Origin of the sequence: Xanthomonas translucens pv. cerealis (genome assembly GCF_006838285.1) — a bacterium.
Lineage (GTDB): Bacteria > Pseudomonadota > Gammaproteobacteria > Xanthomonadales > Xanthomonadaceae > Xanthomonas_A > Xanthomonas_A cerealis.
Genome location: NZ_CP038228.1, coordinates 3,585,432 through 3,611,943, shown reverse-complemented (window position 1 = coordinate 3,611,943; position 26,512 = coordinate 3,585,432). Strand labels below are relative to the sequence as shown.

Below are 26,512 nucleotides of genomic sequence, written 5' to 3'. Positions count from 1 at the left end.
GGTGAGGCGGTTCGCGGACGCCTGCAGTTGCGATGCTGTCGCTTTGCTTTTTGCTCTACCGGGTTCCTTACGCAGCGGCGAATAGGTCGGGAAAACCCCCGAAGGGGCGGCGCTCAGGGATATGCGCCGTTCGCGCTGCGCGCTACGGGTCCGCGGATGCACCGGGGATTCGTGGAAGGGGCATCCTGCCCCTGCCGCGAACGGCGCACATTCCTGTGCGCCGCCCTTCGCATTTTCCCCCGGTTCATCCGCCGCTGCGGAAGGGAACCCGGAAAGTCAAAAGCCACAGCAGAGCAACAGCAACAGCAGAGCAACAACAGAGCAAGAAGCAGAGCAACAGCTACAGCAACATCAAACGCGGTGTGGCGGTTGGAGCTTGTGCAGCCAATTACAGGCTTGGTCCAGCACGAGCAGAAACCAAGCGATGCGATGAAACGACTGGCTGGAGCGACACTCGGTATGGCAAGAACTGGACGGAAACAAAGTGAACGCCGCCATCTTTGGGGCGATGGAGCAAGGCGGTAGGCGACACGGACGACATGCAGTGGTTCGCGCCAACGCGCGGCACCTCACATGCGGTCGCCGCTATTGCTCGGTCGTCTCCGCCATCTTCACCTCGACCCCGTCGCGCAACGTCTCCGGCGGATCCAGCACCACCGTGTCGCCCGCCGCCAGGCCCGACAGCACCTGGCGGTCGTCGCCCAGCGCAATGCCGGTCTTCAGCGTGCGCTGCTCGACGGTGTTGTCCTCCTTCAAGGCGAACGCCACGTCCTGTCCGCTACGCTTGACGATTGCCGCACCCGGCGCGCGCACGCCCTGCGGATTGTCCTGCGCCTGCGGGGCTTCCAGGAAGCTCACGCGCACGCCCATTTCCGGCACGATCCGCGGGTCCTTCTGCTTCAGCGCCACGCGCACCTTCACCGTGGCCTTGCCGCGGTCGGCCGAGGGAATGATCGCGATCACTTCGGCCGGGATCTTCCACTCCGGGTAGGCGTTGAGCGTGGCTTCCACCGGCATGCCCGGCTTGACCCGGCCGATGAAGGCTTCGCCCACTTCCACCTCGATCTCCAGCGAATCCATGTCCACCACCGTGCCGATGCCGGTGCGAGTGAAACCGCCGCCGGCCGACAGCGGCGACACGATCTCGCCCGGCTGCGCCGCCTTGGCGGTGACCACGCCGGCGAATGGCGCGCGCACGATGGTGTTGTCCACGTTGAGGTCGGAGATCGATAGCTGGTCGCCGGCCACCACCACGTTGCGCTGCGCGCTCTGCAGCTGCGCGCGCAAGGCGTCGCGCTGCGACAGCGCCTGGTCGTACTGCGAGCGCGACACCAGCTGCTGCGCGACCAGGGTCTGCAGCCGCTGCGCGTCTGCCTCGGCCTGGCGCAGCTGCGCCTGCATGTTGGTCACCTGGCTGCGCGCGGCATCCAGCTGCGACGCCGACAGCTGTCGCTGCGCACTGGCGTCGATCGGGTCCAGCGTCGCCATCACCTGGTTCTGCTCCACGCGCATGCCTTCCTCGATCGACACTTCGCGCACCTTGCCGGTGATCTTCGCCGAGACCGTGGCCATGCGCCGCGCCACCACGTAGCCGCTGGCGTCCAGCACCGAGGCGCTGCTGTTGCCGGCAGCGATCGCCACGACCGGTGCGGTGGTCACCTCGATGGCCTTGCCGCGGCCGAACAGCCGCCAGCCGCCGACGCCGAGCGCGAGCAGCATCACCAGGACCACGGCGATCCACAGCCCGCGCCGCGAAGGCGGTTCGCTCGGCGGTGCCTTGCGGTCGATACGGAGTTCTTTGAGCAGATCGGCAGAGGTACTCATCTTGTCACTCGATGAATCGGTAGGCGCAGTGTGGATCGGCAAGGCGCGCGCTTCCCAGTCGCCGTAAATCGCTTTCTGCGTTGCGCTGCGGCAACTGCGGCGCCATCCCCACGACGTGGAGCGCAGCATGCGGCAATCGCGCGGCCATCGCCAGTGATAGCTATCACTTGATGCAGCTGACGGGCCGCATTGGGATGCGCCGCCGGCGCGGCGCAGCATCGCCACTCCTGCCACGACCGGTCCATGCCGATGCACGCTCCCGATACTCTTCCGCTGACGCAGCTGCGCGGCGCGCACAAACGCTACGGCGCGGTGGTCGCGCTGGACGGCGTGGATCTGCAGCTGCAGCGCGGTCAGTTGCTGGCGCTGCTCGGCGCCAACGGTGCGGGCAAGAGCACGGCGGTGGCGCTGCTGCTCGGGCTGCAGATGACCGACGCCGGCAGTGCGCAGTTGTGCGCACAGGATCGGCATGCGCTCGGCGCGCGGCGCCAGGCCGGGGTATTGCCGACCGCGCCCATCGCGACCGCAATGCAAACCTCGCTAAGTCCGCTCCGGCCGCACCGCCTGCGCCACCGCACCCCGCGCCATGCTCGAAAACACCCCGTCGCGGCGCACCCAGGCATGGAACAGCGCCGCGCACAGATGCGTCAGCACCGTGGCGAACAGCACATACGCCAGCCAGCCGTGCGCGCTGCGCAGCCAGGTGTACAGCGCCGGGCTGTGCGGCGCGATCGGCGGCAACTGCGCGCCCGGCCACAGCACGATCGGATAACCGCCGGCCGACAGCATGGACCAGCCGAGCAATGGCATCGCCAGCATCAACGCATACAGCAGCCAGTGCGAGGCCAGCGCCGCCGTCTTCTGCCACCACGGCAGGTCCGCCGGCAACGGTGGCGGGCGGTGGCGCAGGCGGTTGCCCAGGCGCACGATCGCCAATAGCAAGATGGCGATGCCCAACGGGCGATGCAGGTCGAGCAGCCACGGCCGCTGCGACACCGAGGCGACCATGCCCACGCCGACGAACAGCATGCTCAGGATCATCGCCGCCATCAGCCAGTGCAGCAGGCGTGCGGTCAGGTTGAAATGCCCGGAGGCGTTGGCGCGGCTCATTGCGCACCCCCATGCGCCTGGCCGGTCGCGTCCGGCGCCTGGCCGCGGCCGATCTCGCGCTCGCGGCGGTTGAACGAGTGCGCATACACCGCCGAGCGCGCGGCCAGGATCGGGTCGTCGGAACCGGCGATGCCGCGCGGCAGGATCAACGGGTCGTAGTTAAGGTCGCGGCACGGGCCAGTGGCCTGCGGCTCGGCGTGGTCGAGCACCAGCGTGCCGGCGACCACCTGTTGCCGATCCTGCGGCCACGGCTGCGATGGATCGTTCACCGGGTCGCCGGGCGCAGCCACGGTCAGCACCAGGTCCCAGCGCAGCGGCTCTTGCGCCAGCCGCGCCTGCAGGTCCTCGCCGAGGAAGTCGGCATCGGCCTGCGCGCGCTGCGCCGCGGACAGTTCCTTGAACGCGGTCTGCGGCCGCATCGACCAGCGCACGAAACGGCTGCTGCCGTCGGCGGCGGTGAAGCGGAAGCTGTTGACCCCGTTGTACTGCGTGTTGGCCCAACTGTCCGACCATGGCGCGGTCTTGGCCCACTCCTGAAATTTCTTTGCCTCCGGATAGCGCTGCGCGAACGCGGCCAGCTTCGCCGGGTCCGGCTTGCCGGTGGCCGGGTCCGACTGCGCGGCGAGGGTCTGCGCCATGAAGCCCTCCGGCGTGGCCACCACGAAGAACGGAAAGCTGTTCATCGCCGTGCGCCACTGCTGGCCGTCGTCGCTGCGTAGCAGCAGCGCCATGCTGCGTACTCGCGCCGTGGCGTCGGCGCCGTGCGGATCGCCGCCGCCGATCGACATGCGCCCCAGCACCGGCACCGCGGTCTGGGTGAACACCCGAGCCGAGGACAACGCGCGCGCCTGGCCGTTGCCTTCGAAATGGCCGCTCACGCACATGCCCTTGCTGTGCGCACGGCGGAAGCCCGGGTGCGGCGGGCCGCCGGCCTCGATGGCATCGGTCATGCGCTGCGCGGTCAGCCGCTGCGGCCCGCCCAGCCAGCCCGCGCTCCAGGCGAAGGCGGCGGCGAGCAGGGCGGCGATCGCGGCGATGGCCACCAGCGACAACCAGGGCCGCAGGCGTGGCGGTGGGGTGGGCGGCGTGGGATCGGGATGGGACATGGCGACTCCTGTGGCGGCGGCGATGGGGAGTGGAACGTCCGGCGCCGCGTTCCTTTCCCGGCGCGTGCAGATGTTCGATGCTGACGCAGGATGTGTGCGCAGCGAGCGAATAATCCGCCGCGCCATGCGTCCTAGCCGTGATTGCCACCACAACGCAGCCCATCCGACGCCGGCCATGCGCGACCTCGACGACGAATCCCTGCGTGCGCTGATGCCCCGGCCGACCCAGGCGCCGTGCACGATGGGCGCGCGCACGGCCTGCTGCGTCCACGCAGCGCCCGCCTCGGCAATGGCGCGCGCCGCGGCGGCCGCCTGCTGGCGCAATACTGGTCCGAAGGCGACACCGCCTTGGCCCTGGTCGGCCCGGCCACGCAGACCCGCATGCGCCAGATCCTCCCGCTGCTACGCGGGCAGGGCTGAGGCCGGCCGCAACGCAGCGCATGTGGGGCGCCGCGATGCGCCTGCGGTCAGGGAAAAAGCGTCGGGACTGAAGTCCCTCCCGCAGTGCCCCGGGCCGACATGCCGCAAGCCCCTGTGGAGCGGCTTCAGCCGCGCCGACCGAAGTCAGCCACCCTGGCGGTTTAGGTTGTCTGCCGCGGCTGAAGCCGCTCCTGCATGCAGTGAGGCTTGTGCGCTCAGCCGCGTTTCAAACCTTACCTGCCGTAGCGTGCCTTCAGCATCGCGTAGGCCGAGCGCAGCGCCAGCGCTTCGCCGCCGGCGGGACGGCCGGGGCGGTCGCTGTCGTTCCAGGCGTACACGTCCAGGTGCGCCCATGGCTGCCGCGCCGGTACGAAGCGCTCCAGGTACAGCGCCGCGGTCACCGCGCCGGCCATGCGCGAACCGGCATTGGCCAGGTCGGCGATCGGGCTGGTCAGGTAGCGTAGATACGGGCGCCACAGCGGCATGCGCCAGAGTGGGTCGCGGCTGCGTTCGCCGGCGGCGAGCCAGGCCTGCGCCAGCGCATCGTCGTTGCAAAACAGCGCCGGCAGGTCCGGACCCAGCGCGACCCGCGCCGCGCCGGTCAGCGTGGCGAAATCCAGGATCGCGTCCGGCGCCTGCTCGCTGGCGTAGGCCAGCGCGTCGCACAGCACCAGCCGGCCCTCGGCGTCGGTGTTGTCGATCTCCACGCTGATGCCTTGGCGGGTGGCGATGACGTCGCCGGGGCGGAACGCGTCCGCGCCGACCGCGTTCTCCACCGCCGCCAGCAGCACAGTCAGCCGCAGCGGCAGCCGCTGCGCCATCACCAGCCCGGCCAGCGCCAGCGCATGCGCCGCGCCGCCCATGTCCTTCTTCATGTGGCGCATGCCCTCGGCCGGCTTCAGGTCCAGGCCGCCGGTGTCGAAGCACACGCCCTTGCCGACCAGCGCCACGTGCGGGTGCGCGTCCTCGCCCCAGCGCAGCACGATCAGCCGCGGCGCGCGGTGCGAGGCGCGGCCAACCGTGTGGATCGCCGGGAAATTGCGGCTCAGCAGGTCCTCGCCGACGATGCTTTCGCACTGCGCGCCGTGCGCCTCGGCGATCGCGCGCGCAGCGGCCTCCAGCTGTTCCGGCCCCATGTCCTCGGCCGGCGTATTGACCCAGTCGCGCACGCGCAGGCAGGCCTCCAGCTGGTCGCGCACTTCCGCGCTCGGCGTGGCCAGCAGCTGCGCCGGCAAGCGCGTGGGCTGCTTGTAGCGGGTAAAGCGGTAGCTGCCCAGGCCCCAGCCCAGGTGCAGGGCGGCCTGCTCCTCCTCGCTCAGCACGCTGGCCAGTTGCCAACTGCTGCCGGCCGGCAGCGCCAGCGGTGCGTGCGCGTAGGCATAGGCATCGCCGCGGTCGCCGATGCCCAGCACCGCCGCGGCCACGCCGTCCGCGCCGGGCAGCAACAACGCCGTGCCGGGGGCGGCCACGAACTGTTGCGCATCCAGCCACGCCACCCAGGCAGGCGCCTGCGCGGCGCGCCATTCGGCCAGGCGTTCGCGGTCCAGCACATGCAGCGGCAGCGCGCGGGGGGCGGCATCGGTGAAGCCGGAAGGCAGGGACATCAGCGGGTCCTCGTGGGTCGGGCGCGGCCGGCGCGACGCGCGGCCAGGACGAAGAGGCGGCAGCGGGCAGCGCTCATGCGCGCGTGCCAATGCCCGGCTGGGTGGCGTCCAGCCAGTCGGCCAGGCCGGTGAGGGTGGCGAAGTGCAGGTCCGGCGGGGTGGGCGGATGCCAGGCCTGCGCGTCGCGGTTGATCCAGCAACCGCGCAGCCCGGCCTGCATCGCGCCGAGCACGTCGATCTCGATGTGGTCGCCGACGTGCAGCACCTGCGCGCAGGGCAGGCCAAGGCGTGCGCAGGCGGCGTGGAAGATGCCCGGGTCAGGCTTGGCCGCGCCGTGTTCGCGCGCGCTGAGCTGGAACGCGAAATGCGGCGCCAGGCCGATCATGGCCAGGTCGGCGTTGCCGTTGCTGAGTGCCACCACCGGCACCCGCGCGGCGATCCGCTGCAATGCCGGGATGCTGTCCGGATAGCACTCCACCTGGTTGCGCGCGGCATAGAACACCGCGAATGCCGGCTCCACCAGCGCCTCGTCGGCGCCGCTGTCGCGCAGCGCGCGGCGCAGGGTCAGGCGCCGCATCTCGCTCAGGTCGTGGACCAGATGCGGATGCGCGGCGAACACCTCATCGCGCAACTGCTGCATCGCCGCGATCGGGAAGCGCTCGGCGGTACGCGGACTGTGCCGCAGCAGCCAGTCGTGCAGCACCTGTTCGATGCGCGCGCCGATCGGCGCGAACGGCCACAGCGTGTCGTCCAGGTCCAGCGTGATCGCGCGAACGGGGAAGGAAGGTAAGAAAGTCACTCGCATTATTTTACGCGAGCCCGCCGCAGCGACCGTCGCCCCAGGTAGACACGTGCGTCGCGCCGACCGCGTTCCCGAGTCCCGGCCTCATTCCAGCAACCTGGCCCAGCGCTGCATGCCTTCCACCCGCGCCAGCACCATCTTGATACACACCAGCAGCGGCACCGCCAGCAGCAGCCCGATCATGCCCCACAGCCAGCCGAACAGCATCAGCGCCAGGATCAGCATCAGCGGCGAGATCGCCATGCGCCGGCCGAGTACGATCGGCGTCACCACCTGGCCTTCGAGCATGTGCAGCGCCAGGTACAGGATCGCCGGCAGCGCCGCGCTCAGCGGATCGCGGAACTCGACGAAACCCATCAGCAGCATCAGGATCGCGCCAATCAACGGCCCCACGTACGGGGCGAAGTTCAGCAGCGCCACCACCGTGCCCCACAGCAGCGCTTCCTGCAGCGGGATCTTCAGCAGCACCAGGATGCCGGCCAAGATCAGCCCGACCAGGGTGTTGATGACACTGATGGTCAGCACGTAACGCGACACCTCGCGCTCGATCGAACGCAGGATGTCGGTGGTGAATTTCTGCTGCTGGCGATTGGGCAGCAGTGCGATCGCATGCCGCTGCAGGTTCTCGCCGAACACCATGAAGAAGAACGTCAGCAGCACCACCGCCAGCGCCGAGGCGGCCAGCCGCGGGGTGCGCACCAGGGCCTTGTACGGATCGTCCAGCTGGGTGCGGATCACCTTCACGCGGCGGCCGTTGTCGCCGCCGGCGGCGCGCGCGAAATTCTCCGCCGCCTGGTTGGCCTGCTGCATCGGCTTGGTCAGGTCGCGCACCTGGCTGGCGATGTGGCGCATCTGCCCGGGCGCCTGCTGCACCCATTCGGCGGCCGGCCCGGCCAGCTGCATCGCCAGCGTGGTCGCCACCGCCATGCCCGACAGCAGCACCAGCAGCGCGCCGAGGAAGCGCGGCACATACAGCTGCCGCAGCCCGCGCAGGATCGGGTTACCGACCAGGGCGAAGAACGCGGCCAGCAGGATCGGCAGGATCACCTCCTGCGCCGCCCACAGGGTGTAGCCCACCGCCAGCGTCGCCAGCACCACCAGCGACATCGGTCCGCGCGGGCGTGGCGCGGGCGGTGGCGGGAGGGCGTCTTCGGGTGGGGGTGCCACGTCGCCGGCGTCGGCCACGGATTCGGAGAGAGTGCTCATCGGACCTGCGCTGCGTACGGTGGCCCCGGCGCGGGTCCTGCGGACACGCACCGTTCGGCGCAAAAAAGGGGAAGCGGAGTGTAGGCCGATCCTGGCCTGCGCGGTATGAAGGCCGCGTGGCGAATGCAGCGCAACTCAGCGTTCGGGCATGTCGGTGGCCGCTTCGGCCGCGCGCGGCGCTACCTGCGGCGCCGGGTCGAACGCTGCGGCGGCCGGCGCGTGGTGCGGTCCGGGTACGCCGGCAGCCGCCGGGGCCTCGGCGGCGTCCACCGCGCCCTGCGCGGTATCCGTCGCACGTTCGGCCTGGTCGGACGCTTGCTTGGCCTGGGTCGCGGTCAGCAGGCTGGAGACCGCGCTGAGCATCTGCAGCCAGCGCGCCCCGCCGATCTTGCCGATCGCCGCCGCCGGTTCCGCGCGTCCGGCCAGGAAGCCGGCGCCCAGCCCCACTGCGACGATGCGCAGCGGCGTCCAGCCTTCGCGCCAGACCCGTTGCAACGTGGTCCATTGCGTCTGCATCTGCTGCTGGCGGCCTTCCAGCACCGTTTCGGCGCGTGCGATGCGGTGCTGCAGTTGATCGAGTTTCATCGGCCGTTCTCGGCTGCCGTGGCGGCATGGCCATCGGCGTTGTCATCGTCCTCGCCGCCGATCCCCAGCTTCGCCAACTGGCGGCGGGTGGCGTCGAGCTTGCTCATCTCGAAATAGCGCAGCGCCTGCCAGGCGCCCAGGGCGGTGACCACCAGGCTGAACGCGGCGGTCGCCGAGATCGACGCCAGCCACGACCAGCCCAGCCGCTGCAGCACCGCGATCAACGCGCCCATCAGCAGTATCCACGCCGAAGCGCCGAATGCCACCGAGACGGTCAACCACACCAGCGCGCGGGCCATCGCCGCGCGCGCCAGCGCCAGGTCCGCCACCACCAGCTTGCGCAGGGCGCGGCCGGCTTCCAGCGTCGCGTTCAGGCCCTCGCGGCCGGCCGTGCCGAATTCGCGGAACGAGGTTTCCAGCGACGGCCGCTCGGCCGCCGCCGGGTCGGGCGCTGCGGCGCCGTCGCGGACCTGCTCGTCGCTCACGTGGCTTACTTGTCGCTGCTGCGCGCCAGCTTGGCGATGATCCAGCCGGTGGCGAAGGCCACGCCGAACGAGGCCAGCGGGCGCTCGCGGATCAGCTCGGCAGCGCTGTCGATCAGGTCGCGGCCCTTGTCCAGCAGCACATCGACCTGCTCCTTCGCCGCGGCACCGCCGAACTCGGCAGCGGCCAGGCCGGACAGCGCGCTGTCGGACAGCTCGGCCTTGACGTTGGCCTTGCCCAGCTTCAGCTCGTCGCCTGCCGCGCCGGCGGCGCCCTTGATCGCTTCGCCGGCGTAGCTGGCGGCCGACTTCAGGTGCGAACTGGCTTCGCTGAGGTTGTCCTTGAGGTTTTCGGTATTGGTGGGGCTGGCATTCATCGCGTATCTCCTGACGGGGGTGGGGGCAGACCTGCGCGCTGCAGGCGGTTCGCGGATCGCGATCGAAATAAATAGCATCGACGCGGTGTAGAGCTTGTTAGGTTGGCGCTGCGCGTGTGCCTCCTGGCCGACCGGCATTCATTTGCTTCCTGTAGGAGCGGCTTCAGCCGCGACAGAACGACGCCGCAAGCCTGACCGGCCGCGCCATCCATCGGTGCCGCGCCGCCCCACCTCATTGCATCAACAAATCCGCCTGCGCCCCGCCCCGCACCACGCGCAGCACCAGCTGCGCCGGCTTGCGCGCGAAGTTGGCGCGGAAGCTGGCCAGGTCGGCGAATTCGCCGGTGGAGGCGGCCATCACGATGTCCCCGTTGGCCAGGCCGTTGCGCGCCGCACGGCTGCCGCGCGCCACGCTGCCGACCAGCACCCCGCTGATGCCGGACTGGCGCAGCGACTCGGGCAGGTCGGTGAAGCTGGCGCCGCCCAGCCGCGGGTCCAGCGATTCGCCGCTCACCGCGCGCGGCTGCTCCTTCAGCGTGGCCTTGATCTGCAGCGGCTTGCCGTCGCGGCGCACGTCCAGCGTCACCGTGCTGCCCACCGGCTGCAGGCCTTCGTAGTTGTGCAACGCCTCGGCGCTGTCCAGGCGCTCGCCGTTGGCGCCGACCACCACGTCGCCGGGCTGCAGCCCCGCGCCGGCCGCCGCCGAACCGCTCAGCACCCGCGTCACCAGCGCGCCGCGCGGTGCGTCCAGGCCCAGGCCCTGCGCCATCTGCGCAGTCAGGTTCTGGGTCTCGACGCCGAAGGTGCCGCGGATCATCACCCCGTTGTTCTTCAGCAACTGCTCGACCACCGCCCGCGCCAGGTTCGACGGAATCGCCAGGCCCAGGCCGATATTGCCGGCCATGCTGCCCTGCGGGTTGAAGCTGGCGGTGTTGATGCCGACCAGCTCGCCGTGCAGGTCCACCAGCGCGCCGCCGGAATTGCCCGGGTTGATCGAGGCGTCGGTCTGGATGAAGTTCTGGTAGCCCAGGCCGCGGATGCCGTTGCGGCCCATCGCCGAGACGATGCCCGAAGTCACCGTCTGGGTGAAGCCGAACGGGTTGCCGATCGCCACCACGAAATCGCCCACGCGCAGCTTGCTGCTGTCGCCCAGGCGGATCTCGGTGAGCTTGTCGGCCTTGATCCGGATCAGCGCCACGTCGGTGTCCGCGTCCGAGCCCATGAACTCGGCCTTGAAGCTGCGCCCGTCGGCCAGGGTCACCTGCACGTCGTCGGCGTTCTCCACCACGTGGTGGTTGGTCAGCACATAGCCGTTCTTGGCGTCGATGATCACGCCCGACCCCAGCGACTCGTTGATCCGCTCCTGCGGGATGTCCGGGAACAGGCGGCGGAAGAACGGGTCGTTGAAGTAGGGATTGCGCACCCGTACCACCTGCTTGGTGTTGATGCTGACCACCGCCGGCATGGTCTGCTGCAGCATCGGCGCCAGCGACGGCAGCGGCTGGCCGGCCACCGAGGCCGGCAAGGCGGCGCTGCCGGCCACGGTCTGCGCCAGCGGCGCGGGCGCCGCCTCGGCGCGGTTGTCCAGGTGCGCGTTGATCGCGGTGGCGGCGAAACCGCCGAAGGCAGCGGCGGCGGTCAGGGTCAGCAGCGTGGGCAGCGGTCGCATGGGTCGGGTTTCCGGATGACGCGGCGGGAGACGCAAGGCAGATGGGCGCCGGGGCGCATAAATCAAGATGAACGCGCGGCGTTTAACCGGCAGTGAAAGCCCGGCCCCGGGCGAAATCGGCGATGGCGTACGGCGCCGCCGTACGCCCCCGTTTCGGCGTTGACAGCAGGCCTGCCCAGGGTTAGCGTGGGCACAGGGTTTTGCCACTAGATGTAGCGGTAAAACGTCAAAGCAACCCAACTACTGGGGTTTTTGCTGGTGTCCACGCTCCAGGGGGCGCACGCAGTGACGCATGGCGTGAACGTGAGACGGGCGATCGAACGCCTTACGCATTCCCATTCGGCCGAAGGGCGGCGCCGTGCGCGCTGCCGCGGCTGTCGTCTTCGCGCAGCGCAAACCGCCTACAAATAAGCGACTCGGCGGACGGCCACCCGTATCCGCCCCATCGGGACAGGTTCCAGGAGAACAGAAAAGAATGAGCACGGTGCGCCTGGATGTCGTCCAGACCGAGTCCAAGCAGAACCCCATCCCGATGCAGCCGGCGTCGCAGGATATCTGGGACAAGAAGTACCGCCTGAAGACCAAGCAGGGCGAGCCGCTGGATGCCGACATCGACGGCACCTACCAGCGCGTGGCGCGCGCGCTGGCCGATGCCGAGGCCACCGAGGAAAAGCGCGCCTACTGGTTCGAGCGCTTCGCCTGGGCGCTGCGCCGCGGCGCGATCCCGGCCGGGCGCATCACCTCCAATGCCGGCGCGCTGGAACACAAGCCGGCCACCAGCACCATCAACTGCACCGTGTCGGGCACCGTCACCGACTCGATGGACGGCATCCTGGAGAAGGTCCACGAAGCCGGCCTGACCCTCAAGGCCGGCTGCGGCATCGGCTACGAATTCAGCACGCTGCGCCCGCGCGGCGCGTTCGTGGCCGGCGCCGGCGCCTACACCTCCGGGCCGATGTCGTTCATGGATATCTTCGACAAGATGTGCTTCACCGTGTCCTCGGCCGGCGGCCGCCGTGGCGCGCAGATGGGCACCTTCGACGTGGCGCACCCGGACGTGAAGGACTTCATCCGCGCCAAGCGCGAAGACGGGCGCCTGCGCCAGTTCAACCTGTCGCTGCTGATCACCGACGGCTTCATGCAGGCGGTGGAGGCCGACGCCGACTGGCCGCTGGTGTTCCCGGTGAACCGCAACGAAGAGGCCGACATCGACCTGACCAGCGCCACCGACGTGGTCTGGCGCGACTGGCCCACCCACAGCAACTACATCGTGCGCGACGACGGCCTGGTCGCATGCAAGGTGTACGGGCAGATCCGCGCCCGCCACCTGTGGGACATGATCATGGTCTCCACCTACGACTACGCCGAGCCGGGTTTCATCCTGATCGACCGCGTCAACGAGATGAACAACACCTGGTGGTGCGAGAACATCCGCGCTACGAATCCTTGTGGCGAGCAACCACTTCCTCCTTACGGCGCCTGCCTGCTCGGCTCGATCAACCTCACCCACTTCGTGCGCGACCCGTTCACCGCGCAGGCGCGCTTCGATTGGGAGGACTACAAGGACGTGGTGCGCGTGTTCACCCGCATGCTCGACAACGTGGTCGAGGTCAACGGCCTGCCGCTGCAGCAGCAGCGCGACGAGATCCTGCGCAAGCGCCGCCACGGCATGGGCTTCCTGGGCCTGGGCTCGACCATGACCATGCTGCAGATGAAGTACGGCAGCGCCGCCTCCTGCGCATTCACCGAAGCCATCGCCCGCGAGATGGCCGTGGCCGGCTGGGAAACCGCGCTGACCCTGGCCAAGGAAAAAGGTCCGGCGCCGATCATGCAGGAAACCTTCGAGGTCACCGCCGCGATGCTGCGCCAGCGCCCGGAAATGGCCAAGGACGGCTGGCGCGTGGGCCAGCAGATCGAAGGCAGGCGGCTGCACGCCAGGTACAGCCGCTACATGCAGCGCATCGCCGACGTGGCACCGGAACTGGTGGACGCACTGGCCGAAGTGGGCGCGCGCTTCACCCACCACAGCTCCATCGCCCCCACCGGCACCATCTCGCTGAGCCTGGCCAACAACGCCTCCAACGGCATCGAGCCCAGCTTCGCCCACCACTACAGCCGCAACGTGATCCGCGAAGGCAAGAAGTCCAAGGAGAAGGTGGACGTGTTCTCCTTCGAACTGCTGGCCTACCGCCACCTGGTCAACCCCAAGGCGATGCCGTATTCCGAGGCTGCCGACGCGCAGCTGCCCGACTACTTCATCTCCGCCGACGACATCCACCCCAAGGAACACGTGGACGTGCAGGCCGCCGCGCAGAAGTGGGTGGACAGCTCCATCTCCAAGACCGCCAACGTCCCCACTGACTACCCCTACGCGCAGTTCAAGGACATCTACCGCTACGCCCACCAGCAGGGCTTGAAGGGCTGCACCACGTTCCGCTTCAACCCGGCCGCCTTCCAGGGCGTGCTGGTCAAGGAAGCGGACCTGGAGAACACCACCTACCGCTTCGAACTGGAAGACGGCAGCGTGGTGGACGTGAAGGGCAACGAGCAGATCGAATACGACGGCGAAATGCACAGCGCCGCCAACCTGTTCGATGCCCTAAAAGAAGGGTATTACGGCAAGTTCTGAAGGCCACGTGTTGCGCCCTCCGCAGCGGCGGGGGGAACACGGCGGCGGCGGGAAACCGGCGAACGCGGCACGCCGTGCTTCCCAACGTTCGCCTAGCGCCTGTCATTTGTCGCCACATCCGGCTCCACGCTTTGCTTCAATCGGTATAGCATCGCCCGCGTACATAAACACTGACACCCTGAGGAGGGTTTTTTATGAGCAACGGTAATGGTGTGACGGCGACGCTGACGCAAGTCGCCGAAAACGTGAAAGAGACCGCCAGCCACATGGGCGACGCGATCGCCGCCACCGCCAGCGACGCCGTCGCCAGCGTCAAGCAGACCGCCGAGAACGTGCAAAAGCGCGTGCAGGACCAGGTCGCCAAGACCCGCAAGGTGGTCAAGAAGGCCGAAAAGGCCGTGGCCAAGCGCGCGGAGAAGGCCGGCAAGTCGGTGAAGAAGACCGTCGCCAACGCGCGCAAGAAACTGGAAGCGGCCAAGGTCAGCGCCCAGTCCGAAGCCGCCGCGCTGAAGAAGGCCACCAAGAAGACCGCCAAGAAGGCGGCAGTGAAGAAGGCCCCGGCCAAGAAAGCCGCCGCTAAGAAAGCCGCAGTGAAGAAGGCGCCGGCCAAGAAGGCCGCACCGAAGAAGGCGGTCAAGACGGTCGCCGCCAAGAAGGCTGTGACCGCCAAGAAGAGCGCGGTCAAGAAAAGCGTCGGCGCCAGGAAGGCCGTCGCCAAGAAGGCAGTGAAAAAGGTCGCCAAGGCCGTCAAGCAGAGCACCGCCAAGGTCGCCAAGAAGAGCGCCGCGGTGAAGAAGACCGCCGTGCGCAAGAGCGCCGGCAAGCAGGCCGCGGCCACCCGCGCCAGGAAGTAAGCCGTCCCAGCTGCACCCTCTCTCCCGTGCGCGGGAGAGGGGCAGGGCGAGGGACGCGCGCCCCAACACGACACGCACATCAGGAACGCATCATGGCCGTCAAGATCGACAAGAAAATCAAGGGCTACGCCGTCGTCACCGCCGAAGACAAGGCGCGCGACGCGGCGCCACCGGTGCCCGCCGCGTCGATCGACCGCGCCACCGCCCAGGCCGACGTGCCGGTGGACAACATCATCCACATGCACGAGCGCATCGAGCGCCCGGACGTGCTGATCGGCAGCACCTACAAGATCAAATCGCCGTTGGTGGAACACGCCATGTACGTGACCCTCAACGACATCGTGCTCAACGCCGGCACCGAGCACGAACTGCGCCGCCCGTTCGAAATCTTCGTCAACTCCAAGTCCATGGAACACTTCCAGTGGATCGTGGCGCTGACCCGCATCATGTCCGCCGTGTTCCGCAAGGGCGGCGACGTCACCTTCCTGGTCGACGAAATGAAGGCCGTGTTCGACCCCAAGGGCGGCTACTTCAAGGCCGGCGGCGTGTACATGCCCTCGCTGGTGGCCGAACTGGGCTACATCGTCGAAGAGCACATGAAGTCCATCGGCCTGCTGCACGACCCGGAGATGAGCGACCACCAGCGCGCGCTGATCAACGAAAAGCGCAAGCAGTACGAAGAGCGCTCAAAAAAAAACAATGAAATGAAGCCGGCTGTTCCTTCTCCTACGGGAGAAGGTGCCCGAAGGGCGGATGAGGGTACGGTTTCGAGCGACTCCACCGCCGACCACGAAGAAGACATCGCCGTCACCGGCGACGGCGCTAGCTTCCCGCCATCGGCCACGATGTGCCACAAGTGCAACACCAAGGCCTTGGTCATCATGGATGGGTGTGCTACTTGTTTGAATTGTGGGTATTCGAAGTGCGGGTGAGCAGGTATCTCTAGTTGGTTTCCAATGGAACTATAGATTCACTAGTGACACTATGGATTCAAAGGCATCTAATTTTTGGCGAAAATCACATGGTTGAGATATATGGAAGAACTAAAAATAGGTGATCTAGATCAGCTTCAGTCTCTTTTTGCAGAAGGAACTGCAGAAAGTGAGGCGTCGTTCTTGTCTTCAATATTTGTTGCCCCAGAAGATTTTGATTACATCTCTAACCTTAAAAGCGGGACTCCCCGCCTTCTTATTGGAAAGAAGGGGACGGGGAAGTCAGCCTTGGTTCGTGAGCTCGTAAAGAAATGGACGATTGAAAGCAAGCCGGCGCTATTGCTTAAGCCAAAAGATATTCCACTCGGCGCTGACTCCAATGCGTCACTTGGAGAGCTAACGGCTGCTGCTGAAGGACTCTTGATTAAAGCAATTGCCGCCAAAGTTGGCGAGCTTGCAAATGGAATACTTGATCCGGAGTTGGCACTTCTAGACGCTGAAGCTCAGAGAGAGGGCACAAAACGACCGGATTTTGTTCAAAAATTGCGAGGACTTTTAAATCCAATTGCAGCAATGTTTAGTCTGGATTTACCAAGTGACACTGGTGTTGCGCATGCGAATAAAGCGCGTTTCAAGGCGGCTGTGGCGCGTCTGCTTCAAGTCTCTGGCACAACCATGTTGATTGCCCTGGACGATACTGATCAAATTGCACGTGGTGGCGGTGCTGCGGAGCTAGATAGAATATGGGCGTTGATCTTGGCGTGCCGCTCGATCCAGGAAGAATGCCCAAACATAGTTGCAATAATTGTATTACGGTCAGAGGTCTGGCGTCGCCTCGCATCAGAAGGGACTGCGCATCGTGATCAAGTGGATCATTTTAGGAATTCAATATATGAGCTTTCGCCAGGTGTTGATGACGTTCGGACTATATTGATAGAACGATTCAAGGCGGCTGCAGAAAATGCGCGTGGTCCGAAAGCTCCTCCGGCTGAAAGCATATTCTTTGCAGAAAAAGACGTGGTGATTCCGACTTCTGTGGAGCGACGCACTTGGATGGACTTTATCGTCGGGCGGTCTCGCAAGCGGCCTAGAGATTCGATTCAAATGGTAGCGCTACTGGCGGAGCAGGCTAGAAGGCGGCGAAAAGAGGATAAATCAAAAATCAATTCTATTGATGCATCGAAAATAATTGAACGCTATTCTGAAGAGCGAATCGATGATTTGCAAGTGGAATTCGGGGTTGAGTGTCAAAAGTTGAAAGAGGTCCTTAGAGATTTTGCGTGGGCCGAATTCGATGAGGATAGTTTTACATTTACGGCAGATAAGGCTAAGCGATTCATTACTTCTATTTTAAATAATAAACAAGTCATCTTGGAGGGGCAGGTTCTTAGGTCATCAAATAATGATCACGTCTTCTCGCTTTGGCGCCTTCTTTACCAATCTGGATTTTTGAACGCGAGAGTTAGGGATGAGAGTAGGCCGGGTGGATATGCGCATATTCAAGAGGAGAGTAATGCGGAATTCGCTTCTTCCAATCGCTGGAATGAAATGCAGGGTGCGTATTGGGAAGTCAATCCCGCGTATCGGGACTATTTATTGAAAGTGCAGAAAGACTCCCCAATTGGTAAAAGGCTTCCTCCAAAGCGTGAAAAGAGGAGGGTTGATCCAAGGAGCGGCCGACGTTAAGGGGTGTGCCAGATCAAAGGAAAGGGGCGTGCTGGATCAGTGTTAGATTTTTAGAATACGTAGGTGGAATGCCTGGCTCAGAAATTTTATCGATGAATAGTTTGCATTCTTGTCTACAAAGCTAGTTGACGCTGGCTTTGTCAAAGAGCACGATTGAATCGTTGCGTTAAATCACGCAGCCGGGCTTGGCAGCCCGATCACTCAGGCGCACCAGCGCCCATCTTCGATGCCCGGCGCTTTTTTGTTGCCCGGCGTTATCGTGGGCGATAGCTCGCATGCTTCATGGCGGGCGGTACGTGGAGGCCGCAAGGCCTGCCGGTCCCTGAGTCCGGTCTGCCAACCCGTACCGTCCGCCACCCTGCTTGGCAGCAGTGGGCGGACTTCTTTCAACTCAGGAGAAGTCGTCTATGTCCCGCAAAGCAACCGCACCCAAAAGTACCCAAGCTCCACGCCGTACCCGCAAGCCAGTAGCGCCGGAGGCGGCGCACGCCACCACCTCGCCGATGCTGGGGCTCTCGCTCGGCGACATGGCGCGCACCACGCTGTTCCATCCCGTTCCGACGGACGACGAACGGCCGCCCAAGCGCGCGTCGCGTCCGCGCCAACCCGCGCAGTGCACCATTGGCGCCACCTGCCACGACGTGCTGGTGGACGGCCGCTGGCAGAGCCAGGAAATTCCCACCTTGCGCCTGAGCGGTCAATGGCTGGCCGCACTGGGATTCGTGCCGGGCAGCAAGCCGCAGATCGCCGTCGTCGATGGCGCTCTGGTCATCACGGCCGCGCCGCAAGAGTAGGCGCCGCACAATCGCGCTGATCGACGTGTCCCGTCGATCGGCGCTGGTTGTGGATGCCGGCGCCCGCGCCTCGACGGATCATCCGTTCTGCTCGCTATAGATGGGGCAGGTCAGGTTTGCCCTACAACCGCCAGCGTCAGATTTTTCTGACGCCGCTGTGCGGGCTCCGCCTATGTTCCAGGTGCTGGATTGCGCCATTGTTAGTATCGCTGGCAACGCGTTATCCCCGGTATCGGGTCGTCCAGAGCGCGGGGCCGAAGGGGGACGTTCGGCCTGCCAGCCCTTCTTGGTTGCGTCATCGTCTCTTTGGGAGGCAGGTGTGAGCGCCTTGATTGCGTCCTCTGGCGCACGCGTAAGTCAACGCGTCCCCGTCCATGTCTGGGGCTGACCGATCTGCTGCGCGATGAGGTCACGCGCATCGCGCGCATCGAGGTCCACAAGCCGCCGGCGGGCGGCGGCTGACGCCCCTCCCGCATGTGCGGTGCTGCCCGCCACCCTTCCACCGTTCTTCGTTCCACAGGATGCCTGTATGACCGAATCCTCCTATGTTGTCGCCCAAGCCAGTGCGCCGCTGCTGTGCAATCGGATGGGCGATCGTCAGGTACAGGTGCCCGCGGACCGGCCGGGCATCGTGATCTTCATCCACGGCGTCAACGACCCGGGCGCTGGCTATCCCACTGTGGAAACGGGGCTGTGCCAGGGCCTCAACGAGCGCCTGAGCCGTGTGGATCTGCGGGCTGGGCGGTATGGGGTCAAGTATGCTGAAGCAAAGAAATCCCGGCTGAAGCCGGGCGACCAAGGCTACAAGGAAGTGGCGTCGGTCAAATACGACCCGGATACCTACCTTTACCAGCGCAGCGAAGATACCAGCAGCACCACGCCCACCCACAGCATGTTCATTCCGTTTTACTGGGGCTACCGCGCCAGCAACAACGAGATCGCCAAGGACAAGCGCGGCAACCCGACGCGCCTGCGCAGCCAGTATCAGGACACCGCCGGCAACCGGCTGGATGCCAACTTCGCCAAGGCCGGCGGGTTCTTCGCCAATGCCACCAGCAACCTGCCGGATATGTATCGGGAGGGGTTCGACACCAGCCTGCTGACTGCCACGATCCAGCCGGTGGCCTCCGACTTCACCTACTTCGGCAAGGCACCGCCACGGCGCTATTTCGTGTTGGCGGCCGAACGGCTGGCGATGCTGGTGAGCGAGATCCGCCGCTTGGCGCCAGACGACACCATCACCATCATGGGGCACAGCCAGGGCACGCTGATCAGCTTGCTGGCGCAGGCCCTGCTGGCCGATCGCAGCCAGCGCTGCGCGGACTGCCTCATCCTGGTGGACAGCCCCTACAGCGTGCTCGAACCCAATGGCGAGCAGCAGACTGCGCAGGCCAAGCTGCAGACGCTGATCAATATCGTCAAGGCGGTGACCGCCAGGCCGCACGCCAGCCCACCACTGAGCGCACTGCAGGCCGGTCAGCCAACGCAGGGCGGCCGCGCTGGACACGGGTGGACCGCCACCCAGGGCACCCGTCTGGATGCGCAAGGCAAGCAAATCGTGTTCGCCGAGCGCGACAACCGCGGCAAGGTGTACCTGTACTTCTGCCCGCAGGACACCACGGTGGCGCTGGATCAGGTGCAGGGCATCGGCACCTACGGCGTGCCGGACACGGTGCAGGTGGCGTGGAAGCGGCATTTCTACAGCGCCGAGCGCACCGCCACGTTGCCGGCGATGGATGCGCTCAAGGGCCTGCGCTTCCACCAGCGGATGTGGACCAAGGTGCTGCGTGGCGGCAAGCCGGTGCTGGTGGGCCTCCCGCCGCAGCACATCGCGCTGCGCGTGGAAGGCGAGGCGCCCTACCCCGGTGGCAGTGGTGTCGCGGCCAAGGCCAGCCAGACGTCACTGCCGCAGGAGGGGCGCTACATCAACGGCGAGGCGCTGCAACCGCCACACGCCCCTCAAATGGAGGGAGGCGAGGCCGATTCGCGCAAATACAGGAGCAACACGCCGCTGCGCGGCACCCCTACCCGCGCCGGCAAGGACGCACCGGACGATGTGTCGGTGAACGTGGCCTTGGGCAACCCGGCGGCACGCTTGCGACAATACATGGTCACCGAGCGCTTGTCGGAGAAGGAGCTGTCTTCCTCCGAGCTACAGGAGTTGACCCGTCAGTTCAACGTCAGCCGTCCGGACGTCAACGACCAGACGCCCGGCTATGAATGCAACGGTAGCGAGGACATGGGCTGGGCGGTGCAGCGGCACGCCACACCCAACGAGGTGCGTGCAGAGATGGCGCGCAATCCGTCTGCGCTGAGCGACAATTCCTACCATTCGGCGATGCTGCGCAGCACCGAAAACCACCGCTGGGTAACGGCGATGGACGTGGCGATCGGACAGGCGCAGACATTGGACGATCCGGAGTGGCGCAAGGTGCTCATTGCCTTCGCCAACTGGCGCACGCCTTTTCAAAGAAAAAGGAGAGACGACGCTGATTCGCAGACATATTTCAGCGAGCTTGCGAATTTCGAGAAGCTCAGCCCTGGAGCGAAAAAATTGGTTGAAGCGAGTTGCCTCTATTACGAGAAAGGGGTCTTTCCTGCTGGCCTGGTGTCTACATTGCCCCCGGCCAAGTATGTGGAGAGCAGGACCCGCGAGCAACGTGCGGAGAGCAATCAATGAGTGCGTTTCAAAGGCCTGGCATCCTGCGCTACGTGCTGATGTGGCTGGGTGCGCTGCTGGCATGGGTGGCGCTGATCCTTTTCATCTACTATCGCCAATGGCAGTCAACAGGCGTGGAGGGTTCCGGCTTGGGCAACGATATCCGTAATGGCGTGTTGGCGATCACCGCGCTGGTGGGGTTCGCATTTGGGGGACATTGGCTGTGGAAGGTGCGCAGCGCAGTGGCCAAGCAACCAGCGGCCATGGCAAGCGCGCAAGCCACGGCGGCGACGGCCGCGACCCCGCATGGGCGCATGCTTGCTGGCGAGGGGGAGCGCTATGTGCTGGAAGTGCGCGGCCTGGGGTTAGCCGTAGATCGCTATTACCAGGAGGACACGTGGAGGTTGTTCAAAGACAAGGACGACAACTACGTTTCAGTGTTGTCGAAAGACCCGAAGGACTACGACCCAAACACGCGAATTGGCAGTGCGAGTATGGCAGCCAGTGCTGCTTTCGGATACGCGGCCAAGCAGGCGGTGGAGCGTTGGCCGTTGCCGGTGATCATTCTAGGGCCGCCAACGACGATCAACGATGGAAGCACCATGGCCAACGAGATTGCACTCAACAGGCAGTCCGAAAGCCTCGGGCTGACGCTGTTTCTTTGGCAAGATGACGCTAACGTGGTGAGTGCGCAGGCCACGCTGGAGCGGCTGTTCCAGTTCTTCGACCAACATCCTGATGTGCCGGAAGTGCTATTGGTTAGCAGTGACTCTGAAGCAGACCGATATGGCTGGAAATCACCTGGAATGCCAGAGCGACCCGCTGGTGTCCATGTTCCGCTACTGCCCAACAGCATGACTGCGCTATTGGTGGCACGCAGCGATCGGGTAGACAGGTTGGTGCGCCCGTATGCGGTCGATGTGGACGATGGCATCAACAAGGACGACGCGCAGTACGACATCATCAAATTGTGGAATTTCTTCTGGGATAAGTCGGATTCGCAAGAGGAAGGCAGCTTCGATGCGTATTACCGCAAGCTGGCAGCAGAGAAGCACTACGCCTCGGACTATCCACCCGGCACCATGAAAGCCGATTGGTGGATTGCGCAACTGCCCGAGTTGTGGAAGCAGATCAGCAACAAGGGTCCGGGTGAGTTCAAGCCCAGCGCGTATCTGCCGGTACGCTGGGCGCGCTGGCAGGTGCAGCAGTTCGACGAGTCGCCGTTGCTGGGCTACCTGCATCGCCCGGTGCATGTGCCCTTGACCGACGAGCAGGGAAAGCCAATCAAGCGTACCGCGCAGGTGGAGGCGCTGCGCAAGGGTTGGGCGCAAGCGGTGTCGGCACTACCGGAAGATGCCAAGCCAACGCGTGTGTTCTACGACACCAGCTTGGATCGCGAATGGGTCATCCCCCTGACCCAGGCGCTGCATGAGAACGCCGAGGGCATCGAACTGGACGATAAGCACCAGGGCTACGACATCGGCCGGCGGCTGGGCAATACCGGTGTGAGCTCGGCGTTGGTGCAGATCGCTCTGGGTATCGTCTCCGGTTACGACGATGGACGCACCAGTGCCACCGTCAACCTGACCCCGGATGGCTATGCCGGCATCGTGATGGTCAGCCCACCGGACGAGGCCAGCAAAGCCGCCGCAGCTCAAAATGGAAAGCATCCGTTCGACGACCTTTTGCGCGACAAGAAGGCCACGCCATGAGCCGTGCATTCATCGTCGAAGGCGACGCCCACAGCCACGGCGGCCATGTGCTGGCCGGTTCCGAGCACGCAGTCATCGATGGTCAGGCGTTTGCGTGTGAAGGGCATCCTGCGATCTGTCCGTTGCATGGGCGAACCCACATTGCCAGCGCCTCCAGCCACCTGAACATCCATGGGCGCCGGGCCGCTCTGGACGGCGACACACTGGCCTGCGGCGCGACGCTGATCGCAGGGCGGCAAGACCGCGCCAAACACAAGTAATCCAGTCGCCCAATGATGGCGATGTCCACCCCACCTCGCCGATGCGGGGACTCTCGCTCGGCAACATGTCGCGCACCACGCTGTTCCATCCCGTTCCGACGGACGACGAACGGCCGCCCCAGCGCGCGCCGCGTCCGCGCCAACCCGCGCAGTGCACCATTGGCGCTACCTGCCACGACGTGCTGGTGGACGGCCGCTGGCAGAGCCAGGAAATTCCCATCTTGCGCCTGAGCGGTCACTGGCTGGCAGCACTGGGATTCGTGCCGGGCAGCAAGCCGAAGATCGCTGTCGTCGATAGCGCGCTGGTCATCACGGCCGCGCCGCAAGAGTAGGCGCCGCGCCGGATCATCCGTTCCGGTCGCTATAGCCGGTTTGGTCTACACCTGCTCAAGACTTTCACTTTATGCTGTGCTCACACCGCCACGTGGCAGCGCACGGTGATGGCACGTAGAACAGCCGAAGGCATGTTGCGTTCCGCCCTGCTGACGTTGGTTTCCCTCACAGCGGCAACAGGATGTAGTGCCATGAACGATGCCAGCGTTCCGCCGTCCGATACGTTCGCAGATCAGCAATCCGCCGCCGAGGCCAAAGCCCCGTTGGCGCGCTGGATCACGCCCGACGCAGTCATGGCCGATGCTTTACAGACGCCTGGGACACATGGGTCTTCCCGCAGGGCCGCCGCGCCTGCATCCTCCAGTGAACCGCTTTACCAAGCCGTCTACCAACGACAAGCGGACGGTTCCATCCGTGCGTTGCCAGCGGCGCAGGTCAACCTCATCGATCCCGCGCTCCTCAAGAATGCCAAAGTTGTGCAGCAAGAGGCCGCGCCCGAGATTGGCCGCTTCCAGGCGAAGCGCATGAGCGTGTTGGAGCCTGGCGAGATCGAACAGCAGTGGATATTCAAGCAAACGCTAAAGAGCCGGCAGATGGTCAGCCGAACGAATCGTCTAACAACCCTTTAGGAAAGGATGGAAATATGATTCCAGCATCAGGGGAATAGCGGCATCTGCTCGTCGGCGTGAGATTTGGTTCGTATGGCGTTCTAGAACGAGTAAGGGACATATGGTTTCCATTCAAGTGGGTGGCAAGGACAAGACTGCAGAGATCAGAAACTGGTGGATCTGGAGCGATAAGGACGAAGGCCTGCAACTGAGGTGCTCCTACTTGAAAGGGGGGCAGGCCATACATCCGCTCAGTGACTGCCGCATCTCTCCCGTTCGCGAGCTGAGTGGGATGTTGCTGACCAAGTCTGGCAGCACGGTTGTCACGCCCATCGCCAAGGCGAAAATCTACGGCGAACGGTACGCAGTCGTGCACTATCCGGATACCGACAAGCCCATCATTTACAAGATGGACGGTATCGGCTTTGCCGCGCCGACGGCGATGAAGGACACGCCGGTCTTCCGGTATTTCGCTGCTGTAGCCAATTCACGGCAGGATCAGGCGGAGTCGGAGACCGACCGCAAAATCGCCGCCAATATCGTGCACCAACTCGGCAAACTGCCCGCCAGTGCCGACACCGCCTTGCAGGCCTATTGCACGGGACGCAACGGCGCGCTGGCGCCGGGCCAGGGGCTGATCTATCCGTTCGGACTGAACGAGAGCCAGCTCGCGGCGGTCGAGCAAGCGTTCCGCGCGCAGGTCAGCGTGATCGAAGGCCCGCCCGGAACCGGCAAGACCCAGACCATCCTCAACATCCTCGCCAATATCCTGTTGCGTAGACAGACGGTAGCGGTGCTATCCAACAACAATGCGGCTGTCGAAAACGTCTACGAGAAGCTGGAGAAATGTGGCCTCGGCTATCTGGTCGCCAAACTCGGCAACCAGGACAACCGCGAGGAGTTCTTCGCCGATCTGCCGTCTTGGCCATCCTGCGAACCCGAGTCCGCGCCGCCTCTGAAGGAGATCCAGGCTCTGCTGGCGCGCTTGAAGCAATATCTGCACGATCGTAACCGGTTGGCGCAATTGCGAGTGGAAATCGACGAGCTGGCCATCGAGCGGCGTTACCTTCAGCAATGGCAGGCAGACAGCGGGGTGGAGGCGGCCACCTCGCTGGACAAGTATGGACTGTCGCCGCGCAAGACCGCAGACCTGATGGCCTATCTGGCCCATCTGGGTGAGCAGCGCATCCGTCTTAAGGATCGCGTCGAGCTGTTGTTCAACTTCAGGATCTTCCGTACCAAGCCGTTTGTTCAGGGCGATGCGCGCCTGTCAGTGTTCCATGCGCTGCAGATGCACTATTACGACAAGGCGCTACGCGACAAGCAAGCGGAGCTGAAGGCGTTCCGCGATTCTCTGAATCGCGGAGATTTTGATGTCTCGCTTGAGCAATTGAAAACAGCGTCGATGCGCCATTTAAAGCAGTACTTGCAGAATTTACCGCGGCCATCGGAAAACTTTGATGTCAAGACGTATCAGCAGCAGTTCGATGCCTTTGTGCAACGCTTTCCGATCCTGGGCAGCGGCACTCACTCCATCGTCAACTCGATCGCGCCGGGGGCGATTCTTGACTACGTGATCATCGACGAGGCCTCGTTGCAGGACATCGTGCCGGGCATCCTGCCGCTGGGCTGCGCGAAGAATCTGATCGTGGTCGGCGACAACCGCCAGTTGGCGCACATCCCCGTGGTGCTGGGCCTGCCGGCGCCGGCCGAGGCCTACGATTGCGAGCGCTACAGCCTGCTCGATTCGTGTATCGGCGTGTTCAAGGAGGCGCTGCCCAGAACGCTGTTGAAAGAGCATTACCGCTGCCATCCCAGGATCATTCAGTTCTGCAACCAGCAGTTCTACGACAACGCCTTGGTGCCGATGACCGAGGACAGGGGGGAAGCACCGCTGCGCCTTGTGGTGACCGCCAAGGGCAATCACGCCCGCCAGAACACCAACCTGCGGGAGCTGGATTCCCTGCTCAAGCTGCTCGACGACGAGGGCGAGCCCGTCGGGCTCGATAGCGACGGCCGTGGTTTCATCGCGCCGTTCCGGGCACAGGTCAACCTCTCCGGCACATGCCTGCCCGCGGATTTCGTCAAGGACACCGTGCATAAGTTCCAGGGCCGGGAGTGCGACGAGATCGTCTTCTCCACCGTGCTGGACAAGAAACGCTACAACCAGGAGCGCAAACGCCTAAATTTCGTCGATGACCCGCGCATGATCAATGTGGCAGTGTCGCGGGCCAAACACCGCTTCACCCTGGTGACGGGCGACGAGGTGTTCACCGGCAACAATGGTCACATCGCGGCTTTGATTCGCTACGTCGCGTATTATGCGCGAGACGAGGATCTCGTGCGTGCGCCCGTGGTGTCGGCCTTCGACCTGCTGTACCGTGAGTACGACCAGTCGTTGGCGCGCTTGAATGCTCGCTTGCGGTCCGAGGATTCACGCTATAAATCCGAACAGATAGGCGCGCAACTGCTGCGCGAGGCGCTATCCGGCCCAGAATGCCGTGCGTTGATGTGTCATGGTCAAGTCAAGCTGGATCAGGTCGCATCACCGAACAACCCGGATTTGACGCAACCCGAGCGGGCCTTCATGGTGCGTGCCAGGTGCGATTTCGTGATCTATTTCAAGGTGGGCAAGATCCCCCTGGGAGTGATCGAAGTCGATGGTGGCTCCCATGACCGGCCCGATCAGTTGGCCCGGGACGCACTGAAGAACGGTATTCTTGCGAAAAGCGCCATTGCTATCCTGCGTCTGCGCACGGTCGAGAGTCGCATCGAAGAGAGAATCGCCGACTTCATCGCCCAGTGGGCGAGCCCTGCGCTCGGCGCGTAAAAGAACGTCGGAGCGCCCCGTTCTGAATCG

General features: G+C 64.9%; 21 protein-coding genes and 2 pseudogenes. 13 read left to right on the top strand and 10 right to left on the bottom strand.

Features of this window, described 5'->3' with window-relative positions; translation table 11 throughout:
- Window positions 1–585 precede the first annotated feature (585 nt).
- Complete coding sequence (locus E4A48_RS16050; RefSeq protein WP_142742777.1) at window positions 586–1,824, bottom strand: efflux RND transporter periplasmic adaptor subunit; 1,239 nt, start codon at window positions 1,822–1,824, stop codon at window positions 586–588.
- Window positions 1,825–2,067: 243 nt separating this feature from the next.
- On the opposite strand from E4A48_RS16050, the pseudogene E4A48_RS16045 reads away from it, so the two are divergent.
- Window positions 2,068–2,433 (top strand): annotated as a pseudogene (locus tag E4A48_RS16045) (ATP-binding cassette domain-containing protein); the annotation flags it as partial.
- On the opposite strand, the gene E4A48_RS16040 reads toward E4A48_RS16045, so the two are convergent.
- Window positions 2,365–2,934, bottom strand: coding sequence for a cytochrome b (locus E4A48_RS16040; RefSeq protein WP_039008332.1), 570 nt, complete (start codon window positions 2,932–2,934; stop codon window positions 2,365–2,367). The pseudogene E4A48_RS16045 and the gene E4A48_RS16040 sit on opposite strands and share 69 nt — an antisense overlap.
- Window positions 2,931–4,040: a catalase family peroxidase gene (locus tag E4A48_RS16035; protein WP_142742776.1), complete on the bottom strand. Its 1,110-nt coding sequence runs from the start codon at window positions 4,038–4,040 to the stop codon at window positions 2,931–2,933. The genes E4A48_RS16040 and E4A48_RS16035 overlap by 4 nt, the downstream gene beginning before the upstream one ends.
- A 261-nt stretch (window positions 4,041–4,301) precedes the next feature.
- Here E4A48_RS16035 and E4A48_RS16030 point away from each other — a divergent pair.
- Window positions 4,302–4,460: pseudogene (locus tag E4A48_RS16030) on the top strand (anti-sigma factor); the annotation flags it as partial.
- Between the two features lie 233 nt (window positions 4,461–4,693).
- Here the strand turns inward: E4A48_RS16030 and E4A48_RS16025 are convergent.
- The 7 genes from E4A48_RS16025 to E4A48_RS15995 form a co-directional block, all read right to left on the bottom strand.
- Window positions 4,694–6,064 carry a leucyl aminopeptidase family protein gene (locus tag E4A48_RS16025; protein WP_058196289.1) on the bottom strand — a complete coding sequence of 457 codons (1,371 nt, stop codon included), beginning with the start codon at window positions 6,062–6,064 and terminating at the stop codon, window positions 4,694–4,696.
- A 73-nt stretch (window positions 6,065–6,137) separates the two neighbouring features.
- A complete protein-coding gene (locus E4A48_RS16020) occupies window positions 6,138–6,869 on the bottom strand; it encodes an HAD family hydrolase (protein ID WP_058196290.1) in 732 nt (243 codons plus the stop codon).
- Between the two features lie 81 nt (window positions 6,870–6,950).
- On the bottom strand, window positions 6,951–8,072 hold the full coding sequence (locus E4A48_RS16015; protein ID WP_039008325.1) for an AI-2E family transporter: 1,122 nt from the start codon (window positions 8,070–8,072) through the stop codon (window positions 6,951–6,953).
- Window positions 8,073–8,207: 135 nt separating this feature from the next.
- Window positions 8,208–8,657, bottom strand: coding sequence for a hypothetical protein (locus E4A48_RS16010; protein ID WP_142742775.1), 450 nt, complete (start codon window positions 8,655–8,657; stop codon window positions 8,208–8,210).
- Entirely contained in the window at window positions 8,654–9,142 is a 489-nt protein-coding gene (locus E4A48_RS16005) for a hypothetical protein (protein ID WP_039008322.1), read from the bottom strand. The genes E4A48_RS16010 and E4A48_RS16005 overlap by 4 nt, the downstream gene beginning before the upstream one ends.
- Window positions 9,143–9,147: 5 nt before the next feature.
- Window positions 9,148–9,516, bottom strand: coding sequence for a hypothetical protein (locus E4A48_RS16000; protein ID WP_003470737.1), 369 nt, complete (start codon window positions 9,514–9,516; stop codon window positions 9,148–9,150).
- 232 nt (window positions 9,517–9,748) lie between these two features.
- On the bottom strand, window positions 9,749–11,185 hold the full coding sequence (locus E4A48_RS15995; protein WP_142742774.1) for a Do family serine endopeptidase: 1,437 nt from the start codon (window positions 11,183–11,185) through the stop codon (window positions 9,749–9,751).
- Between the two features lie 475 nt (window positions 11,186–11,660).
- On the opposite strand from E4A48_RS15995, the gene E4A48_RS15990 reads away from it, so the two are divergent.
- The 11 genes from E4A48_RS15990 to E4A48_RS15940 all read left to right on the top strand — a co-directional run bounded on the left by E4A48_RS15990 (window position 11,661) and on the right by E4A48_RS15940 (window position 26,482).
- Window positions 11,661–13,814, top strand: a complete 2,154-nt coding sequence (locus tag E4A48_RS15990) for an adenosylcobalamin-dependent ribonucleoside-diphosphate reductase (protein ID WP_142742773.1) — start codon at window positions 11,661–11,663, stop codon at window positions 13,812–13,814.
- A gap of 194 nt (window positions 13,815–14,008) precedes the next feature.
- Window positions 14,009–14,668, top strand: coding sequence for a hypothetical protein (locus E4A48_RS15985; protein ID WP_039008316.1), 660 nt, complete (start codon window positions 14,009–14,011; stop codon window positions 14,666–14,668).
- Between the two features lie 92 nt (window positions 14,669–14,760).
- On the top strand, window positions 14,761–15,600 hold the full coding sequence (locus tag E4A48_RS15980; RefSeq protein ID WP_142742772.1) for a TSCPD domain-containing protein: 840 nt from the start codon (window positions 14,761–14,763) through the stop codon (window positions 15,598–15,600).
- Between the two features lie 102 nt (window positions 15,601–15,702).
- Entirely contained in the window at window positions 15,703–17,286 is a 1,584-nt protein-coding gene (locus tag E4A48_RS15975; RefSeq protein ID WP_142742771.1) for a P-loop ATPase, Sll1717 family, read from the top strand.
- 407 nt (window positions 17,287–17,693) lie between these two features.
- Window positions 17,694–18,080, top strand: coding sequence for a SymE family type I addiction module toxin (locus E4A48_RS15970; RefSeq protein WP_142742770.1), 387 nt, complete (start codon window positions 17,694–17,696; stop codon window positions 18,078–18,080).
- Window positions 18,081–18,609: 529 nt separating this feature from the next.
- Window positions 18,610–20,760: a T6SS effector phospholipase Tle3 domain-containing protein gene (locus E4A48_RS15965; RefSeq protein ID WP_260607974.1), complete on the top strand. Its 2,151-nt coding sequence runs from the start codon at window positions 18,610–18,612 to the stop codon at window positions 20,758–20,760.
- Window positions 20,757–22,451 (top strand): type VI lipase adapter Tla3 domain-containing protein, encoded by a 1,695-nt coding sequence (locus E4A48_RS15960; protein WP_142742768.1) that lies wholly within the window; start codon window positions 20,757–20,759, stop codon window positions 22,449–22,451. The genes E4A48_RS15965 and E4A48_RS15960 overlap by 4 nt, the downstream gene beginning before the upstream one ends.
- On the top strand, window positions 22,448–22,711 hold the full coding sequence (locus E4A48_RS15955) for a PAAR domain-containing protein (protein ID WP_039008303.1): 264 nt from the start codon (window positions 22,448–22,450) through the stop codon (window positions 22,709–22,711). Before E4A48_RS15960 ends, E4A48_RS15955 begins: the two co-directional genes overlap by 4 nt.
- Before the next feature lie 41 nt (window positions 22,712–22,752).
- Complete coding sequence (locus tag E4A48_RS15950; protein WP_080763464.1) at window positions 22,753–23,043, top strand: SymE family type I addiction module toxin; 291 nt, start codon at window positions 22,753–22,755, stop codon at window positions 23,041–23,043.
- 192 nt (window positions 23,044–23,235) lie between these two features.
- On the top strand, window positions 23,236–23,673 hold the full coding sequence (locus tag E4A48_RS15945; RefSeq protein ID WP_039008301.1) for a hypothetical protein: 438 nt from the start codon (window positions 23,236–23,238) through the stop codon (window positions 23,671–23,673).
- Window positions 23,674–23,773: 100 nt separating this feature from the next.
- A complete protein-coding gene (locus E4A48_RS15940; protein WP_142742767.1) occupies window positions 23,774–26,482 on the top strand; it encodes an AAA domain-containing protein in 2,709 nt (902 codons plus the stop codon).
- Window positions 26,483–26,512 lie beyond the last annotated feature (30 nt).